The organism is Streptomyces sp. NPDC104106, assembly GCF_055584345.1.
Genome location: NZ_JBVJMF010000010.1, coordinates 170883 through 188902 on the forward strand (window position 1 = coordinate 170883; position 18020 = coordinate 188902).

Annotated in this window: 25 protein-coding genes and 1 pseudogene; 16 read left to right on the forward strand and 10 right to left on the reverse strand. The window is 69.8% G+C overall.

What is annotated here, in order from left to right; all coding sequences use genetic code 11:
• Nucleotides 1-46 precede the first annotated feature (46 nt).
• From ACZ60X_RS24135 to ACZ60X_RS24165, 7 genes and pseudogenes are all read left to right on the forward strand, one after another.
• Nucleotides 47-631 (forward strand): hypothetical protein, encoded by a 585-nt coding sequence (locus ACZ60X_RS24135; RefSeq protein ID WP_469602003.1) that lies wholly within the window; start codon nt 47-49, stop codon nt 629-631.
• A gap of 22 nt (nt 632-653) precedes the next feature.
• Nucleotides 654-815: pseudogene (locus ACZ60X_RS24140) on the forward strand (DNA cytosine methyltransferase); the annotation flags it as partial.
• A gap of 121 nt (nt 816-936) precedes the next feature.
• Nucleotides 937-1404 (forward strand): hypothetical protein, encoded by a 468-nt coding sequence (locus ACZ60X_RS24145; protein ID WP_469602392.1) that lies wholly within the window; start codon nt 937-939, stop codon nt 1402-1404.
• Between the two features lie 578 nt (nt 1405-1982).
• Nucleotides 1983-2579: a DUF4913 domain-containing protein gene (locus ACZ60X_RS24150; protein ID WP_469602006.1), complete on the forward strand. Its 597-nt coding sequence runs from the start codon at nt 1983-1985 to the stop codon at nt 2577-2579.
• Nucleotides 2576-3343 carry a glycosyl hydrolase gene (locus tag ACZ60X_RS24155; protein WP_469602009.1) on the forward strand — a complete coding sequence of 256 codons (768 nt, stop codon included), beginning with the start codon at nt 2576-2578 and terminating at the stop codon, nt 3341-3343. Before ACZ60X_RS24150 ends, ACZ60X_RS24155 begins: the two co-directional genes overlap by 4 nt.
• A complete protein-coding gene (locus ACZ60X_RS24160; RefSeq protein WP_469602012.1) occupies nt 3340-3828 on the forward strand; it encodes a hypothetical protein in 489 nt (162 codons plus the stop codon). Before ACZ60X_RS24155 ends, ACZ60X_RS24160 begins: the two co-directional genes overlap by 4 nt.
• On the forward strand, nt 3825-4493 hold the full coding sequence (locus ACZ60X_RS24165) for a hypothetical protein (protein WP_469602016.1): 669 nt from the start codon (nt 3825-3827) through the stop codon (nt 4491-4493). Before ACZ60X_RS24160 ends, ACZ60X_RS24165 begins: the two co-directional genes overlap by 4 nt.
• 123 nt (nt 4494-4616) lie before the next feature.
• Here ACZ60X_RS24165 and ACZ60X_RS24170 read toward each other — a convergent pair whose 3' ends face one another.
• Nucleotides 4617-4793: a hypothetical protein gene (locus ACZ60X_RS24170; protein ID WP_469602019.1), complete on the reverse strand. Its 177-nt coding sequence runs from the start codon at nt 4791-4793 to the stop codon at nt 4617-4619.
• 309 nt (nt 4794-5102) lie between these two features.
• Between ACZ60X_RS24170 and ACZ60X_RS24175 the strand changes: the two genes are divergently transcribed.
• From ACZ60X_RS24175 to ACZ60X_RS24195, 5 genes are all read left to right on the forward strand, one after another.
• A complete protein-coding gene (locus tag ACZ60X_RS24175; protein WP_469602021.1) occupies nt 5103-5450 on the forward strand; it encodes an SPDY domain-containing protein in 348 nt (115 codons plus the stop codon).
• Nucleotides 5451-5557: 107 nt separating this feature from the next.
• The gene (locus ACZ60X_RS24180) at nt 5558-5704 is read left to right on the forward strand and encodes a hypothetical protein (protein WP_469602024.1); all 147 of its coding nucleotides are present in this window, start codon (nt 5558-5560) and stop codon (nt 5702-5704) included.
• A gap of 3 nt (nt 5705-5707) precedes the next feature.
• Entirely contained in the window at nt 5708-5830 is a 123-nt protein-coding gene (locus ACZ60X_RS24185; RefSeq protein WP_469602027.1) for a hypothetical protein, read from the forward strand.
• A gap of 52 nt (nt 5831-5882) precedes the next feature.
• The gene (locus tag ACZ60X_RS24190; protein ID WP_469602030.1) at nt 5883-6095 is read left to right on the forward strand and encodes a hypothetical protein; all 213 of its coding nucleotides are present in this window, start codon (nt 5883-5885) and stop codon (nt 6093-6095) included.
• A gap of 526 nt (nt 6096-6621) precedes the next feature.
• Nucleotides 6622-7002 (forward strand): hypothetical protein, encoded by a 381-nt coding sequence (locus ACZ60X_RS24195; protein ID WP_469602032.1) that lies wholly within the window; start codon nt 6622-6624, stop codon nt 7000-7002.
• A gap of 40 nt (nt 7003-7042) precedes the next feature.
• Here ACZ60X_RS24195 and ACZ60X_RS24200 read toward each other — a convergent pair whose 3' ends face one another.
• The 9 genes from ACZ60X_RS24200 to ACZ60X_RS24240 form a co-directional block, all read right to left on the reverse strand.
• Nucleotides 7043-7447, reverse strand: coding sequence for a hypothetical protein (locus ACZ60X_RS24200; RefSeq protein ID WP_469602034.1), 405 nt, complete (start codon nt 7445-7447; stop codon nt 7043-7045).
• Between the two features lie 105 nt (nt 7448-7552).
• Entirely contained in the window at nt 7553-9322 is a 1770-nt protein-coding gene (locus tag ACZ60X_RS24205; protein ID WP_469602037.1) for a relaxase/mobilization nuclease domain-containing protein, read from the reverse strand.
• Nucleotides 9322-9780, reverse strand: coding sequence for a plasmid mobilization protein (locus ACZ60X_RS24210; protein WP_469602040.1), 459 nt, complete (start codon nt 9778-9780; stop codon nt 9322-9324). The genes ACZ60X_RS24205 and ACZ60X_RS24210 overlap by 1 nt, the downstream gene beginning before the upstream one ends.
• Before the next feature lie 203 nt (nt 9781-9983).
• Nucleotides 9984-10208, reverse strand: a complete 225-nt coding sequence (locus tag ACZ60X_RS24215) for a hypothetical protein (RefSeq protein WP_469602043.1) — start codon at nt 10206-10208, stop codon at nt 9984-9986.
• 103 nt (nt 10209-10311) lie between these two features.
• Entirely contained in the window at nt 10312-11379 is a 1068-nt protein-coding gene (locus ACZ60X_RS24220; RefSeq protein WP_469602045.1) for a DUF2637 domain-containing protein, read from the reverse strand.
• A complete protein-coding gene (locus ACZ60X_RS24225; protein ID WP_469602048.1) occupies nt 11376-11942 on the reverse strand; it encodes a WhiB family transcriptional regulator in 567 nt (188 codons plus the stop codon). The genes ACZ60X_RS24220 and ACZ60X_RS24225 overlap by 4 nt, the downstream gene beginning before the upstream one ends.
• Before the next feature lie 105 nt (nt 11943-12047).
• Nucleotides 12048-12755: an ATP-binding protein gene (locus ACZ60X_RS24230; protein WP_469602050.1), complete on the reverse strand. Its 708-nt coding sequence runs from the start codon at nt 12753-12755 to the stop codon at nt 12048-12050.
• Nucleotides 12755-13774 carry a hypothetical protein gene (locus tag ACZ60X_RS24235; RefSeq protein WP_469602052.1) on the reverse strand — a complete coding sequence of 340 codons (1020 nt, stop codon included), beginning with the start codon at nt 13772-13774 and terminating at the stop codon, nt 12755-12757. Before ACZ60X_RS24235 ends, ACZ60X_RS24230 begins: the two co-directional genes overlap by 1 nt.
• Before the next feature lies 1 nt (nt 13775).
• A complete protein-coding gene (locus ACZ60X_RS24240; RefSeq protein ID WP_469602055.1) occupies nt 13776-14102 on the reverse strand; it encodes a transcriptional regulator in 327 nt (108 codons plus the stop codon).
• A gap of 554 nt (nt 14103-14656) precedes the next feature.
• Here ACZ60X_RS24240 and ACZ60X_RS24245 point away from each other — a divergent pair.
• The 4 genes from ACZ60X_RS24245 (at nt 14657) to ACZ60X_RS24260 (ending at nt 18014) form a co-directional block, all read left to right on the forward strand.
• On the forward strand, nt 14657-15112 hold the full coding sequence (locus tag ACZ60X_RS24245) for a helix-turn-helix domain-containing protein (RefSeq protein ID WP_469602058.1): 456 nt from the start codon (nt 14657-14659) through the stop codon (nt 15110-15112).
• Between the two features lie 70 nt (nt 15113-15182).
• Entirely contained in the window at nt 15183-15698 is a 516-nt protein-coding gene (locus tag ACZ60X_RS24250; protein ID WP_469602061.1) for a hypothetical protein, read from the forward strand.
• A complete protein-coding gene (locus tag ACZ60X_RS24255) occupies nt 15695-16813 on the forward strand; it encodes an MAB_1171c family putative transporter (protein WP_469602063.1) in 1119 nt (372 codons plus the stop codon). Before ACZ60X_RS24250 ends, ACZ60X_RS24255 begins: the two co-directional genes overlap by 4 nt.
• 10 nt (nt 16814-16823) lie before the next feature.
• Nucleotides 16824-18014, forward strand: coding sequence for an amidohydrolase family protein (locus ACZ60X_RS24260; RefSeq protein ID WP_469602066.1), 1191 nt, complete (start codon nt 16824-16826; stop codon nt 18012-18014).
• Nucleotides 18015-18020 lie beyond the last annotated feature (6 nt).

The following is an 18020-nucleotide window of genomic DNA, read 5'->3' on the forward strand; positions in this document are numbered from 1 at the left end:
ACCACAGCCCCAGACCAACCGTCCGAACTCACCTCTGGAACGCCCCGTGGACAACACCCCCATCTCTGACGCCCTGGCCCTGCACGCCACGGCCTCCGCCTTCGGCGCCCAGCGCAGCAAACTGCCGGTGCCCGCAGACCCCCACCGCTCACCCGATGTCGTCGCTGTCGCACGCCAGATCCCCGAACTCGGACAGCTGATCACCGACTTGGGCGACGAGGTCCTCTTCCGTGCCACCGACCAGGACGAGGCGCCCCATACCACCCGGGTGATCACCAGCCTCGCCGCCACCGTCAAGCCCGCGAACGAAGCCGCCTCCGCCCTGGGAGCGGTGGCCGGCCAACTCGCCTTCCGGAACCAGACCGAGAGTCTGCGCGACCAGCCCGACGCCAGGGATGCCCGGGAGGCCGCCGCACGGGTGATGGAGGAAGCACTCGCCACCGCCGACGCAGCCCTGCACGACGGGGCCAACTCCCTGCGCTCCGCATCGGCAACGGTCTCTCCCCCGTCCGATCGGCTCCCGGCTGCCCGCAGCCGGTTTGCGATCACCGCGCCCGCTCCGGGGGCGCCATCGCCCGGCGTAAGCACGGCGGTCGCGGCCCCCTCGGACCGAATCACACGTGGCCGGTGACATGGAAACCACCACCGCGCGAATGCCGTTGATCGGCTCGCTCTGCTCGGGTTACGGCGGTCTGGACCTCGGGGTCCAGACCGCGCTCGGCGGCACCCTGGCCTGGCACGCCGAGATCAACCCCGACGCCGCGCGCATCCTGGCCCGGCACTGGCCCGGCGTGCCCAATCTGCAGGACATCACCGCCGTCAACTGGGCCGATGTGCCCCGGGTGTGCGTCCTGACGGCCGGCTTCCCTTGTCAAAGACGTCTCCGTCGCCGGCCGTCGGGCCGGGCTCAACCCCCACACCCGCTCGGGGCTGTGGCTGCACGTCGCCCGTGCGGTCGAAGCCCTCCGCCCCTGCTTGGTGGTGATCGAGAATGTCCGCGGACTCCTCACCTCGCCCGCCGGTTCCCCTGGCGACGTGGAATTCTGCCCGTGGTGTCTGGGAGACGACCCAACCCAGCCTCCTGTGCGGGCACTTGGTGCCGTACTCGGCTCCCTGGCCGATCTCCGGTACGACGCAAGGTGGCTCGTGCTTCGTGCCTCCGACGTCGGAGCCCCCCCATCGTCGCGAGCGGACCTTCCTCACCGCTTGGCCCGCCGAGCACCCTGTTCAAGACCCCGACGAGCAACATCGGCAAGAACGGCGGCTCCCAGCACCCGTCGAAGAGGAAGAGCGGCGGCCACGGCCCGAACTTGGCCGACGAGGTGGAGTGGCTACTGCCCACGCCGAAGGCGTCGGACGGGATCAAGGGCTCGCCGAACCAGCGGCACGGCAACGGGGACATGACGCTGCCGAGCGCGGCAGCGTCGCTGCTGCCCACCCCGAGGGCGAGCGACACCGGAACTCCTGGCCGCCGTCCGGGCAAGGGCTGGCGACCGCCCCTGTCGGCGGTGGTCCTGCCGCTGTGGGCGGAGGCGGCCCCGGGAGCGGAGGAACCGACGGGCGATGGGGAGCGTACGCCTCCGCCATCGCCCGATGGGAGAACCTCACCCGCCCCGCGCCGCCGCCCACCGACGCTGCCGGGCGCCTGCGCGCCGAGTTCGTGGAGTGGATGCAGGGCCTGGCTCCTGGCTGGGTGACCGCCATTCCGGGTCTCGGCCGACCGGCTCAGCTCACCGCGCTCGGCAATGGCGTGGTCCCCCAACAGGCCACCCAAGCCTTGCAGTTGCTGGCACCACCCTTCCCGCGCTGCCCCCGCTGTACCGCGCCGTAGCGCCCCTATCCGGTTTTCCCGGCCGCACCAAATCGCGGAATCTCCGCACCCTCTTGCCCATGCCGACCTGCGAAGGGAGCACCGCCGTGACCTCCAGAAGAGCGCGCCGCACTTCGCCCCCGCCCTGCTCGCTCACTCCCTTGGATCCGCTATGTCCGACCCCAGCAAGGCCACCCCCGAGCCCGAGCCGTTCCGCATTCCTGACGGCGATCTCGACGATCTCGCCAGCACCCTCGCCAAGACCATGGCGGAGGTACGCCAGCATGGCGTCATCCTCGACCGCCTCGGCTCCGAGCCCGTCTCCACCCCTCAGCCCACCGCGGACAACTCCACCGCAGACACGGCCGGTGCCGACAAGGCCGACGTCCCGGCCTCGGTGTTCATCCAGGCCTTGGGCGGCGAGGCATACGTCGTCGAACTGGCCGCGCTCAGCGACTGGGTGAACTACCTGTTCCTGCCCGTCTACGGACGGGAGATCAGCACTACCCGGCCGTGGTGCGACCGGTGGCACGAGCACCCGGAGGCCGTTGCCCGGCTGCACGCGCTCTGGCTCGCCTGGCAGCAGCTCACTGACGCCGAAGCAGGCCTTTCCGGTCCCTCGACGTGGCACCGCGACCACCTTGACCAGGCCCTGGTTCATCTCCGTGCCCCTGACGGCCCCTTCGCCGCATGCACGACGAGTCCGACCCGGCGCAACCACCGTGTGCTGGCCACCCCGGCGCCCGAGTTGGCGGGAGCCACCCAGTGACCGCCGAACTCGACTTCCGCCTTGACGATTTCGCGCCTGCCGACGCCGCCTCCGAACTCGCCGAGAGCAGTCTCTGGGCCGGAGACCTGACCTTGCTGGCCGAGCACCACACCACCCCGGAGGGGGCGCACAGCTATTTCGTCGCCCACTACGGGTCGATGACCTGGGGCGTCCCCGGTGAACCACAGCTCGTTGCCATCAAGATCACGCGGGATCTGCGCGAGCGCACGTTCACCTTCGAGACCGCGAACCACGCCGGTCTGGCCTTCGCCCAGAACTGGCTGATCGAGCGTGGCTGCCCGCCCGAGCGAATCGCCCAGGCCGGCGGGGACTCCATGAAGCCCGCCGACGATCTCACCCTCTGGATCGAGCAGCAGATTCGGGAGTCAGGCTCTCGCTACGAGGTCCTCGACAGCTGGACCTCGGACTTCGCCCCGTGCGAGACGTGGACGTTGACCCGTGACTCCAGCGCCGCTCAGGCACCGATTCGTGTCTTCCTCGAAGAGGCGAACCACGACGCCCACACGTACACGATGCGCGAGGGCGCCTTCGCCGATGAGGCCGCCGCCCGGCACTGGCTGGAAGACCGCAGCAGTCCGATGCCGCAGCCGCCGGATTACCGCGGTGAGGCCGCCGCCCGGCTGACGCGCGCCGCCCTCACCCGGTCAGCGGGTATCTCCGCGATCCCGAAAGCCGGCCTCGACACGGGCAACGCGCCGTCAACAGGAACGGCCAAGCGCCCGAACCCTCGGAGGCCGAGGTGAGCCGCGCCCGCTTCGCCTTCGCCGCCCACCCGGATGCCATCGCGGACCTGCGCCAACTCCCCAACGAAATCCGCGACCTGGCACTGCTGGAACTGCAGAACCTGGTCCACGGCAGCGACGACTGCCTGCCGCTGACCGGCCGCCTCGCGGGCTTCCACAAGGTCTACGTCGACCCGGCCGTCTCCTACCGGATGGTCATCCAGTTCCGCCCGGCCCCGCCCACCTCGACCCACAAACGCGAGATCTACCTCGTCGCGGCCGGTGCCCGGGAGGACTACGCGGTCTACCGCACAGCCCAGCTCCGCACCAACCGCACCGGCCTCAACCGGCCCGCCGACACCGACACGGCGGCCGAGGCCCGAGTCCAGGCAGCCCGGTCCCGATCCCCCCACGCGCTCGACCCGACCGCGCCCCTCCCGGCCACCGCACCGGCGGCCGCCGGCCCCACCGCGCCCGCCGTCTCCCGAAAGGCCCCCATGCGATGACCGCCGACCGTACTCCCCTGGCCCGCACCGAACTGGCCGGGCTGCTCACTGACGCCGCGCAGAGCGTCTCCGGGGTCCTGACGACCGAGTACCCCACCTCCGCCAGCCGCTCCTACCTTCATCCCGTTCTCGGCGCGCTGTCCGCCGGCCCCCAGGTGGTCTGCGAGCTGAACGACCGGCTCGAAGGGTTCGTCGTCGAGGAGCCGCTTCCTTCCACCCCCGCCGGTCTGTTCACCCTGGCGTCGTACGCTTCCGCGCTCGGCTGGCTCACCGAGTCTCTTGCCGAGCTGACCACCTCCGTGGACCAGATCTGCACGCGTGTCGGCATCCCCGCCGAGCCGCCGGACCCGGCCTTCGTCGCCCCCTCGCCGACGGAGCAGGACGATGAGGTCGACTTCGCGTTCAGCGCGCTGGAGCTGGCCGCCATCCGCACAGCCGCTGAGGCTGCCGGCCTCAGCCCCGGCGACTACGTCGAGGTGCTCTCGCGGTCCCTGCTCGCCGCCTCCCGAATCACCGACGCCTGCATGGAGATCTCCAGCGGCCTGCTCGAAGACGCCGCGTACGTCCTCGGCGAGGCAACCGATCACGTCTGGATCGGCGAGGGCCCCGACAGCCTGCCCACGCTGGTGCGCTCCCTTCTCGCCCGGATGGAGACGGCCGAATGAACCCCATGACATGGCGAAGCGGCCCGGCGCGCACTTGGTCGCCGAGGAGTTCGGCGTCGAGAACCCCTGGGCGCTGAGCGACGGCGCGACGGTGGCCGTGACCGGGCCCCCGACGGTAACCGGTCAGTCCGCGTCTTCGTTGCGATGGGTCTCCCCGAACCGGGAGCCCATCGCACGGGCCAGCTCCGCCAACGTCAGCTCGACGCGCCGCCCGTCCGCGATCCGGCGCTCCACCACGGCTTCCCCGTCACGCTGTCTCTCGGCCTGGGTGCCCACGGCCCACTGGCTGTCGGCCACCATCGCGATATCGCCTACCGTGCACGGCCGCCCCGCGCCACGGATCTTGCGCTCCAGCCCGGCACCGCCCCAGTGTCTACTCGACTCCCCCACGCCTGCTGCCCCTTCGGCTCTGTGCGGCCTTGCGCCGCAACCGAGTGACGACAACCGGCCGGGCCGATCCATTCCCCGGCCCGCCGGTCTCTCACCCTCTGCGGCCAGTTCGCCCTCGGCAGACAGCACCTTCCCGGAAACGACTACGTACTTCGGCACACCGCATGTCAACGTACGGACGTCGGGAAAATCGCAGGTCAACGAAGGGAACGTCCACTCGTGAACGCCTCCAGCACCCTCCTGCCCGCTGTCGTCCGCCCCGCCGCGGAGGAACGCGCCTGGCTCTCCAGCAACCACTGCGCGGGCCCGGTGCTGGAACTGCTCGGCGCACTCGGCTGGGCAATCGTTGACACCCCGGAGGCCAACGTGCACTGCACCAGCCCGGACGGCCGCGTCTACGTCGGCTGGCTCCCCGAGGACACCGCCGCCTGGAAGCGCGGCACCGTCTGGCAGGTCCGGGTCATCCCCGCCGACGCCGAGCCCTGGGTCCAAGAGTTCGGCCCCTACACCCCCTCCGAGACGGTGGCCGGTTTCCTCGCCGCGCTCATAGCCAACCCCAGCCGCTGAACCGCGCGGCAGCCGCTCTCCCTCCGGACCGCCGCACGCACCGCCCCGCCGCCGGTCGGCTCGCACGCCGGGCTGACCGGCACCGACCAAAGCGAGAGGAACACTCCTTGACCCACCGCGCGCCGCTGACCAGCCACCACGCCGACGGCACCGACTGCCCGGCCGAGCACAAGCACACCACCTCCGGCAAGCCGCTCCACCCCGACTGCCCCGGCCGCGCCTACACCCAGGCCATCTGCTCGTGCGGCGACTGACAGATGAAGAATCCCGGCAAGGGCTACGTCAACGAGTCCCGCAGGCGGCCGCTCGCCAGCCACCCCACGCCGGACCCGACCGGCCCGAAGGTCTTGCGCGACCTGCTCCACCTCGACGCCCGCTGACGCTCCACCACCAACACCGCTTCACCCGTCCATCCCGCTCTCGGAGGTTCCCGTGCCCCACTACCTGACCGTCGGCCACCTGCTCCGCCAACTTCAGAACCTCGACCCCGACCTGCCGATCCGCCTGGCCGTCAACCCCGACTGGCCCTTCGCGCACTACCTCGGCACCGACGTCGTCGTGGGCGACGGCATGGCGTTCATCGCCGAGGACGGCCAGGAGGGCTACCTCTCGGCAGCTGTCCGCGAAGCCCTCGCCTGGGCCTGACCCAGTCCCGCCGCCCCGCACCGGAGGCCCCCATCTCACCGCGCCCCTTTCCTGTCCCCCTCCTTCCGCTGCAGGCCCTCGCTCTCCGGCCCATACCGAGCGGCGTACGCGGCGCGCTGGTCCAGCGCGTCTCCGCCCAGCCCGACGGGCCGCTCGACGTCGCGTGGCACGCCACCGACACCCCGAGACTCCCTTTCGGCCGCGTCAGCCTGCACTGGGAGCCAGCCTCCCTCGCAGGCTGGGACGTCACGGCCCGCCTGGGTCTGGCCACCAGCGAGGTACATCTCGCCTCCTGGGCCGCCGTCCCCGACGACTGGCCGCGCCTGGTCCGCCCGACCATCCACGAGGTACTCGGCCTGTGCGCCGCCCTCGCGGTCGCGACCGCCGCCATCGACCTGTCGAACGGTCACGCCCAGCTCTGACCGATACCGCAGAAGGCCGCCCGTGCCGATCAGGCAGGGGCGGCCTTGCCGTTCGCCCAGCCGCGCGTTGCGTACGCTCATCCCCGACGAGCTGGGGAGGGGCCATGGCGCGCTGGGAAGTTGAAGACGATAACTGGGACGACGTCCGCGAGCAGTTGAGAGCCGAGCTGGTCAAAGTTGCTCGCAACCAATCCTTGATCTCCTACGGGAGTCTCGTGCGCATCACGCCCGAGCTGGACGGCCCGCAGTCGCACGCCTTCCACGAGATGCTGGGCGAGATCGGAGATGCTTGTCACGCCGAGGGCTTGCCTCTGCTCAGCGCGCTCGTGACCTACGACGAACCGGCGAACGGTCCAGGTCCCGGCTTCTACGCGTCCGCTACGCGCCTGGGGTTGTCTGTCGGACCCAACCGCACGGCGCAGATGGACTTCTGGGCGCACCAGGTCGGGAAGTGTCACGACGAGTGGAGCGGTAGGCGACCCTAGGGATCTACCGAGCGGCGCCTCTGCACGTGAAGGCGCGAAGTTAGTCCAGGTAGGTGCCGGCGAATGCGCCGTCGAAGCCGAGTGCGATCAGGCCCTGCTCGACGCTGGGGTAGGTCGTCCCATCCGGGATGGCGATCATGGCGTCGAAGTCGGCGCGGCTGATCTCGGGCTCGAGCCACTGGTTGCTGCAGCGGCATCGGACCCAGACGTTGCGGCCGTGGTTGATGAGCAGCCAGTCGCGCCGGGCCCGGCAGGCCGAGCACATCACAGGGATCCCGCGCAGGGACAGCTCCGGCGGGTGGCTGAGGCAGCGCATTGCGCCGGGTCCGCTGGGCGGCTGCGTCTCGTACTGGTGTTGCGGCAGCGGATCGCTTCCGGCGGGGGCGGCAGGCAGGACCGGGGGCGGCTCTACGTGGTGGTCGGTCGTTCTGAGCACGAGCGTCATCTCCCGGTCGAGGGCCTTCTCTTCATCCGTAACAGCCGGTGGAGCCAGTTGTCCAGGTGTTTCGCGCAGTCCGGCAGGCCGGTGGTGGGCCTGCCGGACTGCTGGTCAGCGGTGCGGCGGGCGGCTGCGCGGGTTCGGTGCAGCGGGCCTCGGCGAGGCAGGGGGTGCGGTCCGGACGCCGGTCCGGTTGGCGGGAGGCGTGGCGCGGCCGGTGCCGGCCTGCGGGCGTCGAGTGGCTTCGCCCGGGTGGGCGGGGAGCTGGGCGAGGCGGCGCAATCGCCAGACCAGGACGTCGTTCACGTCCTCGGCCGTCTCGAGTTCGCGCATGGCGATGGCCTTCTGCAGGAGGGCCTTGGGGTCGTGGCCTGCCTGCTCGGCCTGGGCCAATGTGGCGGCCAGGGCGTCGTTCTTCGTGTTCGTGCCGGGTCGGGTGTGGTTCTCGGGCAGGGCGGCGCGGATGATGGTCTCGTAGGCGCGGCGCTGAGCTTCGGGCAAGGCTCGGCCCTGGTCGTGCAGGGCCTGCATGGGTGCGGCGGCGGCCTGGCGGTAGGCGGCGCGAAGGTGCTCGGCGGTCTGACGGGAGGCTTCGGCCTGCTGGGCGTGACCGCGTGCGGAGTGCCAGCGTGCTGCGGCCAGCGCCACCAGGACCAGGGTGGAGACGAGCATGGCGGTGGTGCCGCCGTCTTCTCCTCGGCCGCGCGCGCTCCCGGCCTGGATGATGCCCCGGGCCGCCGAGCGGATCGCCCGAATGTCGGCGCGTTCGGCTCGGACGTGGCTGCGGGTGGCGCGTTCGAAGGAGCGAGCGGCGGCACCAAGTTCGGCACGGGTGGCGGCCGGAGAGGTCTGGGCGACCGCATCCAGGAGCTCGCCGACTCCGATGAGTTGGGCTGAGGCATCGTCGTCGTCGCTGTCCAGGAGGACTGCGATGCGCTCGGCGATCCCGGTCGCGGTGCGTCGTCCCCGCGCGGGCGGCGACCAGTCCGACCGGCCGCTGTCGGCTTCCGGCGTTGTAACCGCGTCGGAGGTTCCGTCGGCAAGGCGGCGCTGGATCTTCGGATAGGAAAGGTCGGGGGCCAGGGTCGAGCCCGCGAACCAGACTGGCTCGCGGTCGCGGTTGCGGTCGCCGGGCAGCGCGACCGTGTATCCGAGGACGTCGCCGGAGGGGGCGTGCCGGAGCTTGACGCGCAGGCCTGCCTCGCGAAGGCGGGTGAAGAACTCGGCTTCGCTGGCGGCTCCGGCGACGGCCTGGCGGACGGCTTCGCGCAGCGTCTCGCGCGGTGTCTCGGGTCGGCCGGTCCGCTCGGCTTTGAAGCGCTCGGCGCTGGTGGGCGTCTTGGCTCCGGTGCCGTCGCCGGGCTTGAGCCGGCGCAGGCCCATCTCCCGTTCGATGCGGCGGCATTCGGCCTGGGCCTTCTTGAAGTCGTAGTTCATCCTCGGGCGTCGCAGATCGCCTCGGACCATGGTGGCCAGGATGTGGATGTGGTCGTCGGCGTGGCGCACCGCGACCCACCGGCAGCCGTCCGGATCGCCCTCGGGGGCGAGGTTGACGGCGTGGACCAGGCGGCGAGCGACAGTGTTCCACTCGTCATCGGTCAAGGTCCGGTCGCCGGGGTCGGTACGCACCGAGCAGTGCCAGACATGCTCGGCGGGGGCCTTGTCGCCTGCCTGCTTTACCCGCAGGTCCAGGGCGGCAGCGAGCCGGGCAAGGGTGACCTTGGGGTCGGCATCGGGGCTGGTGTCACGGCCGGGGTCTGGGGCGAAGCCGTCCCAACTGCCAACGAGGTGGGGGGCGGTGTGCTCGTCACGCTTGCCGGGACCGTACAGGTAGACGAGCAGGCCATGGGTGCGCGAGCCGCGTCGGATCTTGGGGACCATCAGAGGCGCTTCTTCACCAGCGTGTCGGCCGCGTCGTCGATGCGGGCCAGGACGCGGGTCAAGGTCATCAACGCGTGGTCGAGTTCGCCGGGGCGAGGCTGTCCTCCGGCGTTGTAGACGAAGGCGATCTGGTTGATGTTGTTGCCGACACGGGAGATGGCGGTGCGCAGGGCGGCCAGTTCGTCGATGGCGGTGTCGAGTTGTTCGTTGGTGTGCACAGTGGTCGAACCGCGGGCGACGGCAAGGCCGGCGGCGGCAAGGAATCGGGCGACGGTGACGGCGCGCTGCTTGGCGGCGGCGGTGATCTCGGTCTTCTCGGTGTCGGACAGGCGCGTGGTCGTCTTGTGGGTGCGCTGACTCGGGTTGCGGGTGCGTCGGCGCGGCTTGCGGTCGGGGAACGCAGGTTGGCTCGGGCTCGGCTGCTCGCGCGGGGCGCGGTCGTCTGCTTCTCCTCCCACGACCGGCGCCCCCTGGTGCCGGGAGTCTGGCTGGTCCCCGAGCGCCCTCGCTCGGGGACCAGCCAGACTTCCCCCGCGCCCCTGGGCGGGGGCAAGGGCATACGACGGGCCGTAGGACCGTCGTATGCGACAACTTGCTCCGCCAGGAGCCGTGTTGGGGTCACGCTGCGGTCCGGAGTTGGTGGCCGCCGGGTCGTTGGCGGTCACCGGCCCGTCTCCGCGTCCTGCTGGCGGATGTCGCGGACGATGTCCTCGATCCAGTCCATGGCCAGGACCGGGTGGTGCAGGGTCCAGGGGCGGCTGTCTGGCCATCGTTGCACGGTCCAGGTGTTGTCGGGACCGGATTCGACGCGGTGGAGGTGGCCGCGCTGGTGCAGGACGGTCAGCCAGGTGTCCACCTCGGCGGGTGTGGCGGGGTTTGTGCGCATGGCGGTGCTCTCCGGTTTACGGGAGGACGTCGTGGGGTGGGGGTCCGGGGCGGGTGAGCGGCCGAGGTGTCCGGCTCGGTCACCCGCCCCATGGGGTGTGCGGTCAGTTCCGGGGGGTGGTGACCGACTGTCCGTGCTGCTTGCGGAGCTGGACCATCAGGGCGGTCAGCGTGTCGCTGGACAGCGGGATCTGCTGACCGCGGATCGCCTGGGCGACCACCTTGCGGGTCAGTTTGTCCTCGGCCCTGACCGCTGACCGGGCGATCTCCAGCAGTTCCTCGGTGTCCGGGTCAGGTCGCCGGTCACCGGTTGTCCGGGGGGCGCGGTCAGTGACCGGTGGCGGAGTGACCGGCCGGTCGGTGACCGGCGTGAGGTTGTCCGGGTGACCGGTGACCGGCTCGGCGACGGCCTGTCGGTCACTGACCGCCGGGGTGGTGTCCGGCTGCCCGCCCAGGTCAGCGGCCTTGGACTCCCGATCATGGTGACCGGTGTCCGGGCTGCTGCTGTCCGCGGGGGCGCTGTCCCCGGTCAGTGTCCGGGCATCCGGGGTCTGCTTGTCCAGGGACAGGCGGGGCCAGTCGGTCAGGGCGGTGACCGGCTGTCCGGCGCTGACCTGACCGGGCTGCGGCTGCTGCTGACCGGCCCGGTCAGTCCGAGTGACCGCGATGCGCTCGGGCTGCCCGGCGTGACCGGTCTGACCGAGGTCATCGCGGTCACTTCGGTCACTGTCCTTGACCGGCCCCCGGGCGATGAGGATGTACAGGTGCACCGCTCCGGCCAGGGCCAGCGGGGCGATGGTGGACAGCACCGCGACCACCGTGTCTCCGAGCCGCAGCCCCGTGGCCGAGGTGTTCTCTTCGTTGAGCCTGACTGCGTGCAGCGCGTTGGCCCAGATGCTGGCTGCGGTGGCCGTGCCGAAGAGCGTCCAGACGTAGAACCGAGCGCGCAGCGGTGCGTCGCGCAGGACCAGCAGGGCCCGGATGCCGTACGCGATGAACCCGTCGATCACCAAGGGGAAGAGGAAGGTCAGCAGAGCCCGGACGTGAATGGCGACGGCCATCTGCTGCAGGGCGTCGTACGACAGGGCGCATCCGGCACCGCCGAGGGCGATGACGACCGCGCGGTCCCACCTGGTGACGTGCGCCGTGCTCGGCGCGCTCGCGATGTTCACGCCGCCGTCCCGAAGTCGTCGCGGCCCAGGCGCTCGCCGTCGGTCTCGGGGGGTGAGGTGGTCTTCGTGGTCTGCCCCAGGTCTCGGTTGCGCAGGGCTCGGCGGGTTTCCCGGTAGAGCTTCTGGGCGTGCTCCTCGCTGATCTTCAGAAGCCAGGCCAGGCGCTGTTCCGTGAGGCCGTGACGGTAGGCGGCGCGGACGACCGCGCGACGCTCGGCCTTGGTGAGGTGGACGTCACGCCCGGCGACGGTGGCGTTGACCCTGCTGTAGTCGAGGCGGTTGGCGAGCTTCGCGTGCAGCGGCTCGCGTTCCTCCCCGGTCATCCCGCCCCGGATGCCGTGGGTGTCGCCGCCTTCCAGGGCGGCGTCCAGGCAGGTGCGGCGGACCGGGCACTGGCCGCACAGCGACTTGGCGGCGCTGATCTTGGTGGTCTCGTCGGGCTCGGGGAAGAAGATTTCGGGGTCCACCGGGTTGTACTCGGTGCTCTGGCAGACGGCCTGGTCCTGCCAGGTGTGGTCACCGAGCGAGCGGTGGCGGGCAGGGCTGATCGTCGTGGTGGTCATGCGGATTGCTCCGATCGCTCTCCGCGCGCAGGGGCGTCGGCGGAGGAGTGCGCTGGGTGGGGAGGTGCATGGGGCGGCGCGCTGGAGGCGCGGCCCGGCGGTGAGTCAGGCGGCGGGACGGTTGCGTCTGCGGTCGACCGACTCGAACTCGACCCGCGTGGTCATCTGCGCGAGCCGGGAGGTGACACGGTCGCCGAGGTAGGCCCGGAGGTCCTTGATCGCCAGGTTGGTGGTGATCAGCGTCGGGAGCATGTGGTTGTACCGGCGGTTGATCAGCCGGTATGTCACTTCCTCGACCCACTCGGATGCCTTGGCCGCGCCGAGGTCGTCGATGATCAGCAGGGGGCACCTGCTGACGGCCGCCAGTTCCCGTTCACTGTCCGTCCCGGGCCGAGGGCGAAGGTCGGCGTACAGGTCAGCGGCGGTAGTCGCGCGCCACCGCACGCCGACGCCGCTCTGCACCAGCCGTCGGACCGCGCCGTACGCCTGGTGGGTCTTGCCCGCGCCGACCACTCCGGCCATCAGTAGGCTCGGGCCGGTGGTCACTTGCCGTCGGGCTCCCAGATTGGGGGCGACGGCCTGCTGTGCGACGTCCCTGGCCCAGGCCAGGACCTTCGGGTGGTCGGCGACCGCGCCCCGATAACGCGGGGGCATTCCGGCGGACAAGGCGTCCAGCGGGGAGAAGGGTTCCCGCTCGTCGGCCAGCGCGGCGACGGCGGCCGGGTCGATGTTGCGGGCGGCCAGGATGCGCGCCATCCGGTCCAGGGTGCCCTCGCTGCCGAGGGTCTGCGGGTCGCGGTTACGGGTGCGCATCACAGCTCCTCGGCGTAGGCGGCGGCAGCATTGACCGGGTTGGTCCACGCCTGGTGAGCGGGCACGTTAGGCCCGAATCCCGGCCGCACCAAACCAGCGGACCGTGCGTTCATGGCGTCGTTGACCAGGCTCGGCAGGCGGCTGGGGTGGCCGTGGATCTCCGCGAATCGCCGCAGTCCGGTGCGGACGTGCTCCGGGGCGATCCCCTCGCCGAGGAGCTTCTTGGCGATGCGGCCGAGGTGTCCGATCACGTCGCTGGGCGGGCGCTCGTCGCACGAGGCGACGTACTCGCCGATCAGGTCGTTGGCCGAGACGGTGGCGGCGGGCGCTGTGCGCCCCGTAGGGAAAGAAGATCCAGGATCCAAGATCCTAGATCCAGGCGCCGAGTCCTCTCCGAGGTTTCGGGGAGGCTTCGGGGATTCCTCGGAGAATGCCGCATGAGCTGCGGTTTTCTTGCTGCTCTTGTCAGAGGCGTCGGCGATACCGACGGGTGCCTCCTGCTGAGCGGTCGGGGCCTCGCTTCGTTGTGCGGGAGGCGTCGACGCGGGCGGCGCGGGCAGATCGAGGGCTCGGGGAGTGCTCGGGGAAGCCTCGGCGAACACTCGGGTAGGGGTGGGCGACTCCTCGGTTCGCTTGGTGCAGGTGCCCTCGCATGGCCCGCATCGGTGGTCGGGGTGGTGGCCGGTGCAGACCGGCATCCGGGACTGGCCCCGCTTGTCGATCTTCTGGTGCTCGAACCAGCCGACGATGTGCAGGTACCGCCTGCCGTCGCATCCGGTGTACCGGCAGATCAGCCCAGCGATGGCGAGCTGGGTGAGGTCGTCCTCGACATGTACGGCGGTGTGCTCGGCACGCATGGGCCAGATGACTCCGCCGATGATGGCCGCGTTGTCCCGGTGCCGACCGTGGTCGTCGGCCTGGGGAAGCAGACCGATGTAGGTCAGTACCGCGGTGACCGAGACCTCGTTGCACCGGTCGTTGATGAACAGTTCCGGCTTGATCGTGCGGATCCGTGCCATGTCAGCGGCCCCGACGGGCGGCGGCGAGGTCGCTGACGGTGAAGGTCGCGTCGGCGAGGTCGAAGGTGTGCGGCCGGGTCCAGTCCGCGTGCGGCCAGACTCGCAGGATCCAGCGGGCTGCGACCCTGGTGGTCGTCCGATCCAACTGCATCGTCTCCCCGGCCTCGTCCTTGACTATGGCGTGCGGGTGGGGCCACGCCTGCTTCGGGTCGGTGAGACTGACGCGGATGGTGGCCGCGCCGGGGATCATGTCGGCGAGCTGAGCGGCGAGGCGGTGCCGGCGGCCGGTGTCCGGGCAGGCCAGGGTTCCGCTGGGCATGGCGAGCATGCGATACTCCGTTGTTCGTAGGAGCGCGGTACGGCGGTTCTCGTGCAAAAGCCCCGCCGCCCGCGAGATGTGAATCGGTGCCCCTCGGGGTGCTGGCCCGGCGTCCAGGAGTTGGTAGCTCCAGGGCGCCGGTCTCATTTCCACCCCGGTTCGGCGATCACGGCGGTTGGTACGTCATCGGTCCCCCCTTCGCTGGTTGGCTCCCGCCCTCTGCGGGAGCAGCACCATATGAGCACGCTGCGGCATCAGTCCAGCGATGTTCCACCCGGTCCCACCAGCCATTTCTCTCCGAGCTGGACCTGTCTTCCAACAGTCGGCCCCGGCTGCTGGGGCCCCCTTGCAGTCCGATGGGGACGCACTGATGCCGGGGCCCCCTCAGCCTCGCGAGCACCGACCACATCCACTGACGTGAAGGACCTCACCGCCACCACTTCCTACCTCAGTGGAAATCATGCGGGGGAGCGTAGCAGGATCTCCACTGTGGTGAATGCGGCACCTGGCAGCGTTTTCACTCAGGTAGAGTGATCGGGTCCATCGATCAGAAAGGAGGACACGTGAGCGAGCAGGAGAGGCGCACCCTGGCGGAGAAGATCAACCATCTCTTCGACACCATCAGGTCGCCCAGCGGGCAGGAGTACAGCAACGAGCATGTAGCCGCCGAGATCGGGAAGAGCGGTGCCACCACCATCTCCCAGAGCTATATCTGGCAGCTACGCAAGGGCAAAAAGGACAACCCGACCATCAGTCACCTGCAGGCGCTGGCTGACTTCTTCGGCGTTCCCGTTGCCTACTTCGTCGACGACGGGGTGGCCAGCAAAGTCGAGGGGAAGCTGGAGGCGCTGCAGGCGCAGCAGGTCCGCGTGAGCGAGGCCATCGGCACTGGTGATGTGAAGCTGATGGCGATGCGCGCCGGCGAGCTGTCGCCGGAACGTCGCAGACAGGTGATGGATCTCCTGGACGTGGTCTATCAGCTGGAGCAGGCGGAGCGCCGCCATCCCATGAACGACTGATCAGTACCGAAATTTATCCGTCAGGCAGGAAGGGGGAGGATCGTGCCGTATCTGTGCAGGAGAGATCTTCGTGAAGGAGCGAGAGCTTCGACGCCGCTGTAAGCGGGAACTGCGGGCCTTGGACGTGCGGCCCCCATTGCGAGTGGAGGTGCTCTGCCAGCAGCTTGGCGAGCGTCGAGGACGCCCCATCCGACTGGTAGCCCATCCGCTTCCGATGCCTGGGCCCTTCGGGGTATGGATCGCAACGGATTCAGCCGACTACATCCTGTACCAACAGGAGACCAGCAAGACCCACCAGGACCACATAATCCTGCACGAGGTCGGCCACATCATGGCTGATCACCAGGGTGTCGACACCGACGACTCATTCCTGCAGACAACCATGCCCGAGCTTTCGCCGGGCATGGTCACCCGCGCACTGCGGCGCACGTCGTACGACGAGGCGCACGAGCGCCAGGCAGAGCTGGTGGCCACGATCATCCTGGAATGGGCTTCCGTTCTGGACCGCGTGACTCCTCGTCAGGCAAGCGATCCGTCAATGCAGCGCGTCCAGACCGCCCTCGGCGACCGGCGGGGGTGGCTGTGAACTCCGCGATGTACCTGACGGCCGCGCTCCTCCTTCTCGCTGTGCTCTGGAAGGTCTACCAACTCTTCCAGGCCCCACAGGACCGTGCGCTGCGCGCGGTCACCTTCTGTCTGCTCTGCACGGCTGGTTCGTTCTCCACCGGGTTGCATGCTGAGAACCACGAACTCAACGCCCTAGCGGGCACCGGCGCAGCCAGCCTGGCATCGAACGTGCTGCTCCTCGGCGCCGTCTACTGGCTGCTCTCCTTCTACCTTCACTCCGCGACCGATCGTCAACGAGCAAGCCGGCGTGCCCGCCTTGAAGCGGTACCGCTGGCGATGGCGGTGATCGTCATCACGCTGGCCACCATCGCCACACCAGCCGGAGTACGGGGTCGTCCCTATGGCACTGCCGATCTACACACTCCGCAGGTCGCGGTGTTCTTCATCGCGGCCCAGCTCTACCTCGTCTACGCGCTTGCGACCACAGCCTGGTGGACCGGCCGCTATGCCCGGATGTCGCAGAAGCCCGTAACCATCGGCTTGTGGATGACCGCGAGTTCGCTGGTCAGCATGGCGGCGGCGAACACCCTCCGCATCGCGATGGACCTGATCGCCTGGCACGGCAGCGCCGTCCCAGCAGGGCTGAACCACAGCGTGGCAATGCTGTTCGCGCTCGCCGTGCCGGCCTTTGTCGTCGGCCTGAGCTATCCCGGTGTCATGCTGCGTCTGGCGGGATTCCGGATCTGGCGCCAGCATCGCCGGACCTACCGGCGCCTTCGCCCGCTGTGGCAGCTACTGCACGAAGCGTTCCCGGAGGACGCTCTACACCGTGAGCCCGCCGGCGCGTGGCGCGAAAACCTGACGGTACGCGGAGTGCACCGCCGCTACTACCGGCGAGTCATCGAATGCCGGGACGGCTTGGTCAGGGCCAGCCCCTACATGGCCCACCAGGATGTGCAGACCGGAGCACCCGAGGCCCTGGCCGGCCACCTGCGGTCGGCACTGCGATCCCAAGCAGCAGGCGAGCCTGCGCCAACCCAGGCCATTGCCGTAGCTCTACCAGGCGAGGACAGCCTCGACGCCGACGCACGCCAGTTGGTGGCCCTCTCCGACGCACTCGCGACACGTGGATAGGAATGACTTCATGACGGACCTGCTGATCACGGCCGGTCGGGTGCTCACCGGACCTGGCGGCGAATACATCGAGGACGGTGCCGTGCTCGTACGCGCGAGCACCATCGCCGCTGTCGGCCCGCGCGAGACGCTCGCGGGGCTGGCAATCGAAGGGCTTTCGACGAAGTCCTTCCCGGACGCCACGGTGATGCCAGGGCTCATCGACTCCCACGTCCACCTTGCCTTCGACGCGAGTTCGGACCCGGTGGCTGCTTTGCAAGGCAGCGATGACGAGACGCTTATGGCCGGCATGGCCGACCGGGCACGCCAGTTGCTTGGCAGTGGAGTGACCACGGTGCGTGACCTGGGCGACCGGAACGGACTTGCCGTACGCCTTCGTGACGTGATCGCCGATGGAGTCCTGCCTGGGCCGCGGGTCCTCTCCGCCACCACACCGCTGACCTCAACTGGGGGCCACTGCTGGTTCTTCGGCGGTGAGGTCGAGGGCGCAGACGCCATCCGTGCCATGGTGCGACGTAACGTGCGGGCTGGAGCGGACGTCATCAAGGTGATGGCCACCGGCGGCGGACTCACCCGTGGCGGGCCTGCGATCTGGCAGTCCCAGTTCAGCGAGGACGACCTCCGCATCGTGGTCGAGGAAGCCCAGAACGCCGGTCTGCCCGTTGCTGTCCACGCGCATGGCACCGAGGGTATCGAGGCGGCCGTGGCCGCAGGCGTGAACACGATCGAGCACTGCACCTGGATGGCCGAGGACGGCGGATTCGACCTCCGTGAGGATCTCGCTGCCAAGATCAAGGCCGCCGGGATCCACGTCTGCACGGCCACCAGCCCCAACTGGCGAGCGTTTGCCGAACGGGTCGGTCACGACCGAGCAGAGGAACTGTTCACGTCGATGCGGTGGATGGCGCACTTGGATGTCCCGATGATCGCCGGTACAGACGCCGGCGTGACGCGGGCGGTCTTCGACAAGATCGTCAACAGCATGGAGTTCTACCAATACCTGGGGATCCCCCTCCCGAAGATCATCGACATGGCCACCGTCAACGCGGCCCATGCGCTGGGCATCGGGTCCGACACCGGACGACTGGCTGAGGGGTACCGCGCCGACATCCTCGTAGTGGACGGCAACCCCCTCGTCGAGCTTGACGCCCTCAGGCGCGTACGCCTTGTCCTAGCCGCCGGGCGACCCTTCCACGGCTGAACATGA

Bases quoted from the DNA above. Each gene is read 5' to 3' on its own strand.
- ACZ60X_RS24225 (WP_469602048.1), bottom strand. From the start codon at position 11,942: ATGACCACCACGACGATCAGCCCTGCCCGCCACCGCTCGCTCGGTGAC.
- ACZ60X_RS24235 (WP_469602052.1), bottom strand. From the start codon at position 13,774: ATGGCACGGATCCGCACGATCAAGCCGGAACTGTTCATCAACGACCGG.
- ACZ60X_RS24185 (WP_469602027.1), top strand. From the start codon at position 5,708: ATGAAGAATCCCGGCAAGGGCTACGTCAACGAGTCCCGCAGGCGGCCG.
- ACZ60X_RS24170 (WP_469602019.1), bottom strand. From the start codon at position 4,793: ATGGTGGCCGACAGCCAGTGGGCCGTGGGCACCCAGGCCGAGAGACAG.
- ACZ60X_RS24215 (WP_469602043.1), bottom strand. From the start codon at position 10,208: ATGCGCACAAACCCCGCCACACCCGCCGAGGTGGACACCTGGCTGACC.
- ACZ60X_RS24260 (WP_469602066.1), top strand. From the start codon at position 16,824: ATGACGGACCTGCTGATCACGGCCGGTCGGGTGCTCACCGGACCTGGC.
- ACZ60X_RS24205 (WP_469602037.1), bottom strand. From the start codon at position 9,322: ATGGTCCCCAAGATCCGACGCGGCTCGCGCACCCATGGCCTGCTCGTC.
- ACZ60X_RS24165 (WP_469602016.1), top strand. From the start codon at position 3,825: ATGACCGCCGACCGTACTCCCCTGGCCCGCACCGAACTGGCCGGGCTG.
- ACZ60X_RS24195 (WP_469602032.1), top strand. From the start codon at position 6,622: ATGGCGCGCTGGGAAGTTGAAGACGATAACTGGGACGACGTCCGCGAG.
- ACZ60X_RS24200 (WP_469602034.1), bottom strand. From the start codon at position 7,447: ATGACGCTCGTGCTCAGAACGACCGACCACCACGTAGAGCCGCCCCCG.
- ACZ60X_RS24240 (WP_469602055.1), bottom strand. From the start codon at position 14,102: ATGCTCGCCATGCCCAGCGGAACCCTGGCCTGCCCGGACACCGGCCGC.
- ACZ60X_RS24150 (WP_469602006.1), top strand. From the start codon at position 1,983: ATGTCCGACCCCAGCAAGGCCACCCCCGAGCCCGAGCCGTTCCGCATT.
- ACZ60X_RS24230 (WP_469602050.1), bottom strand. From the start codon at position 12,755: ATGCGCACCCGTAACCGCGACCCGCAGACCCTCGGCAGCGAGGGCACC.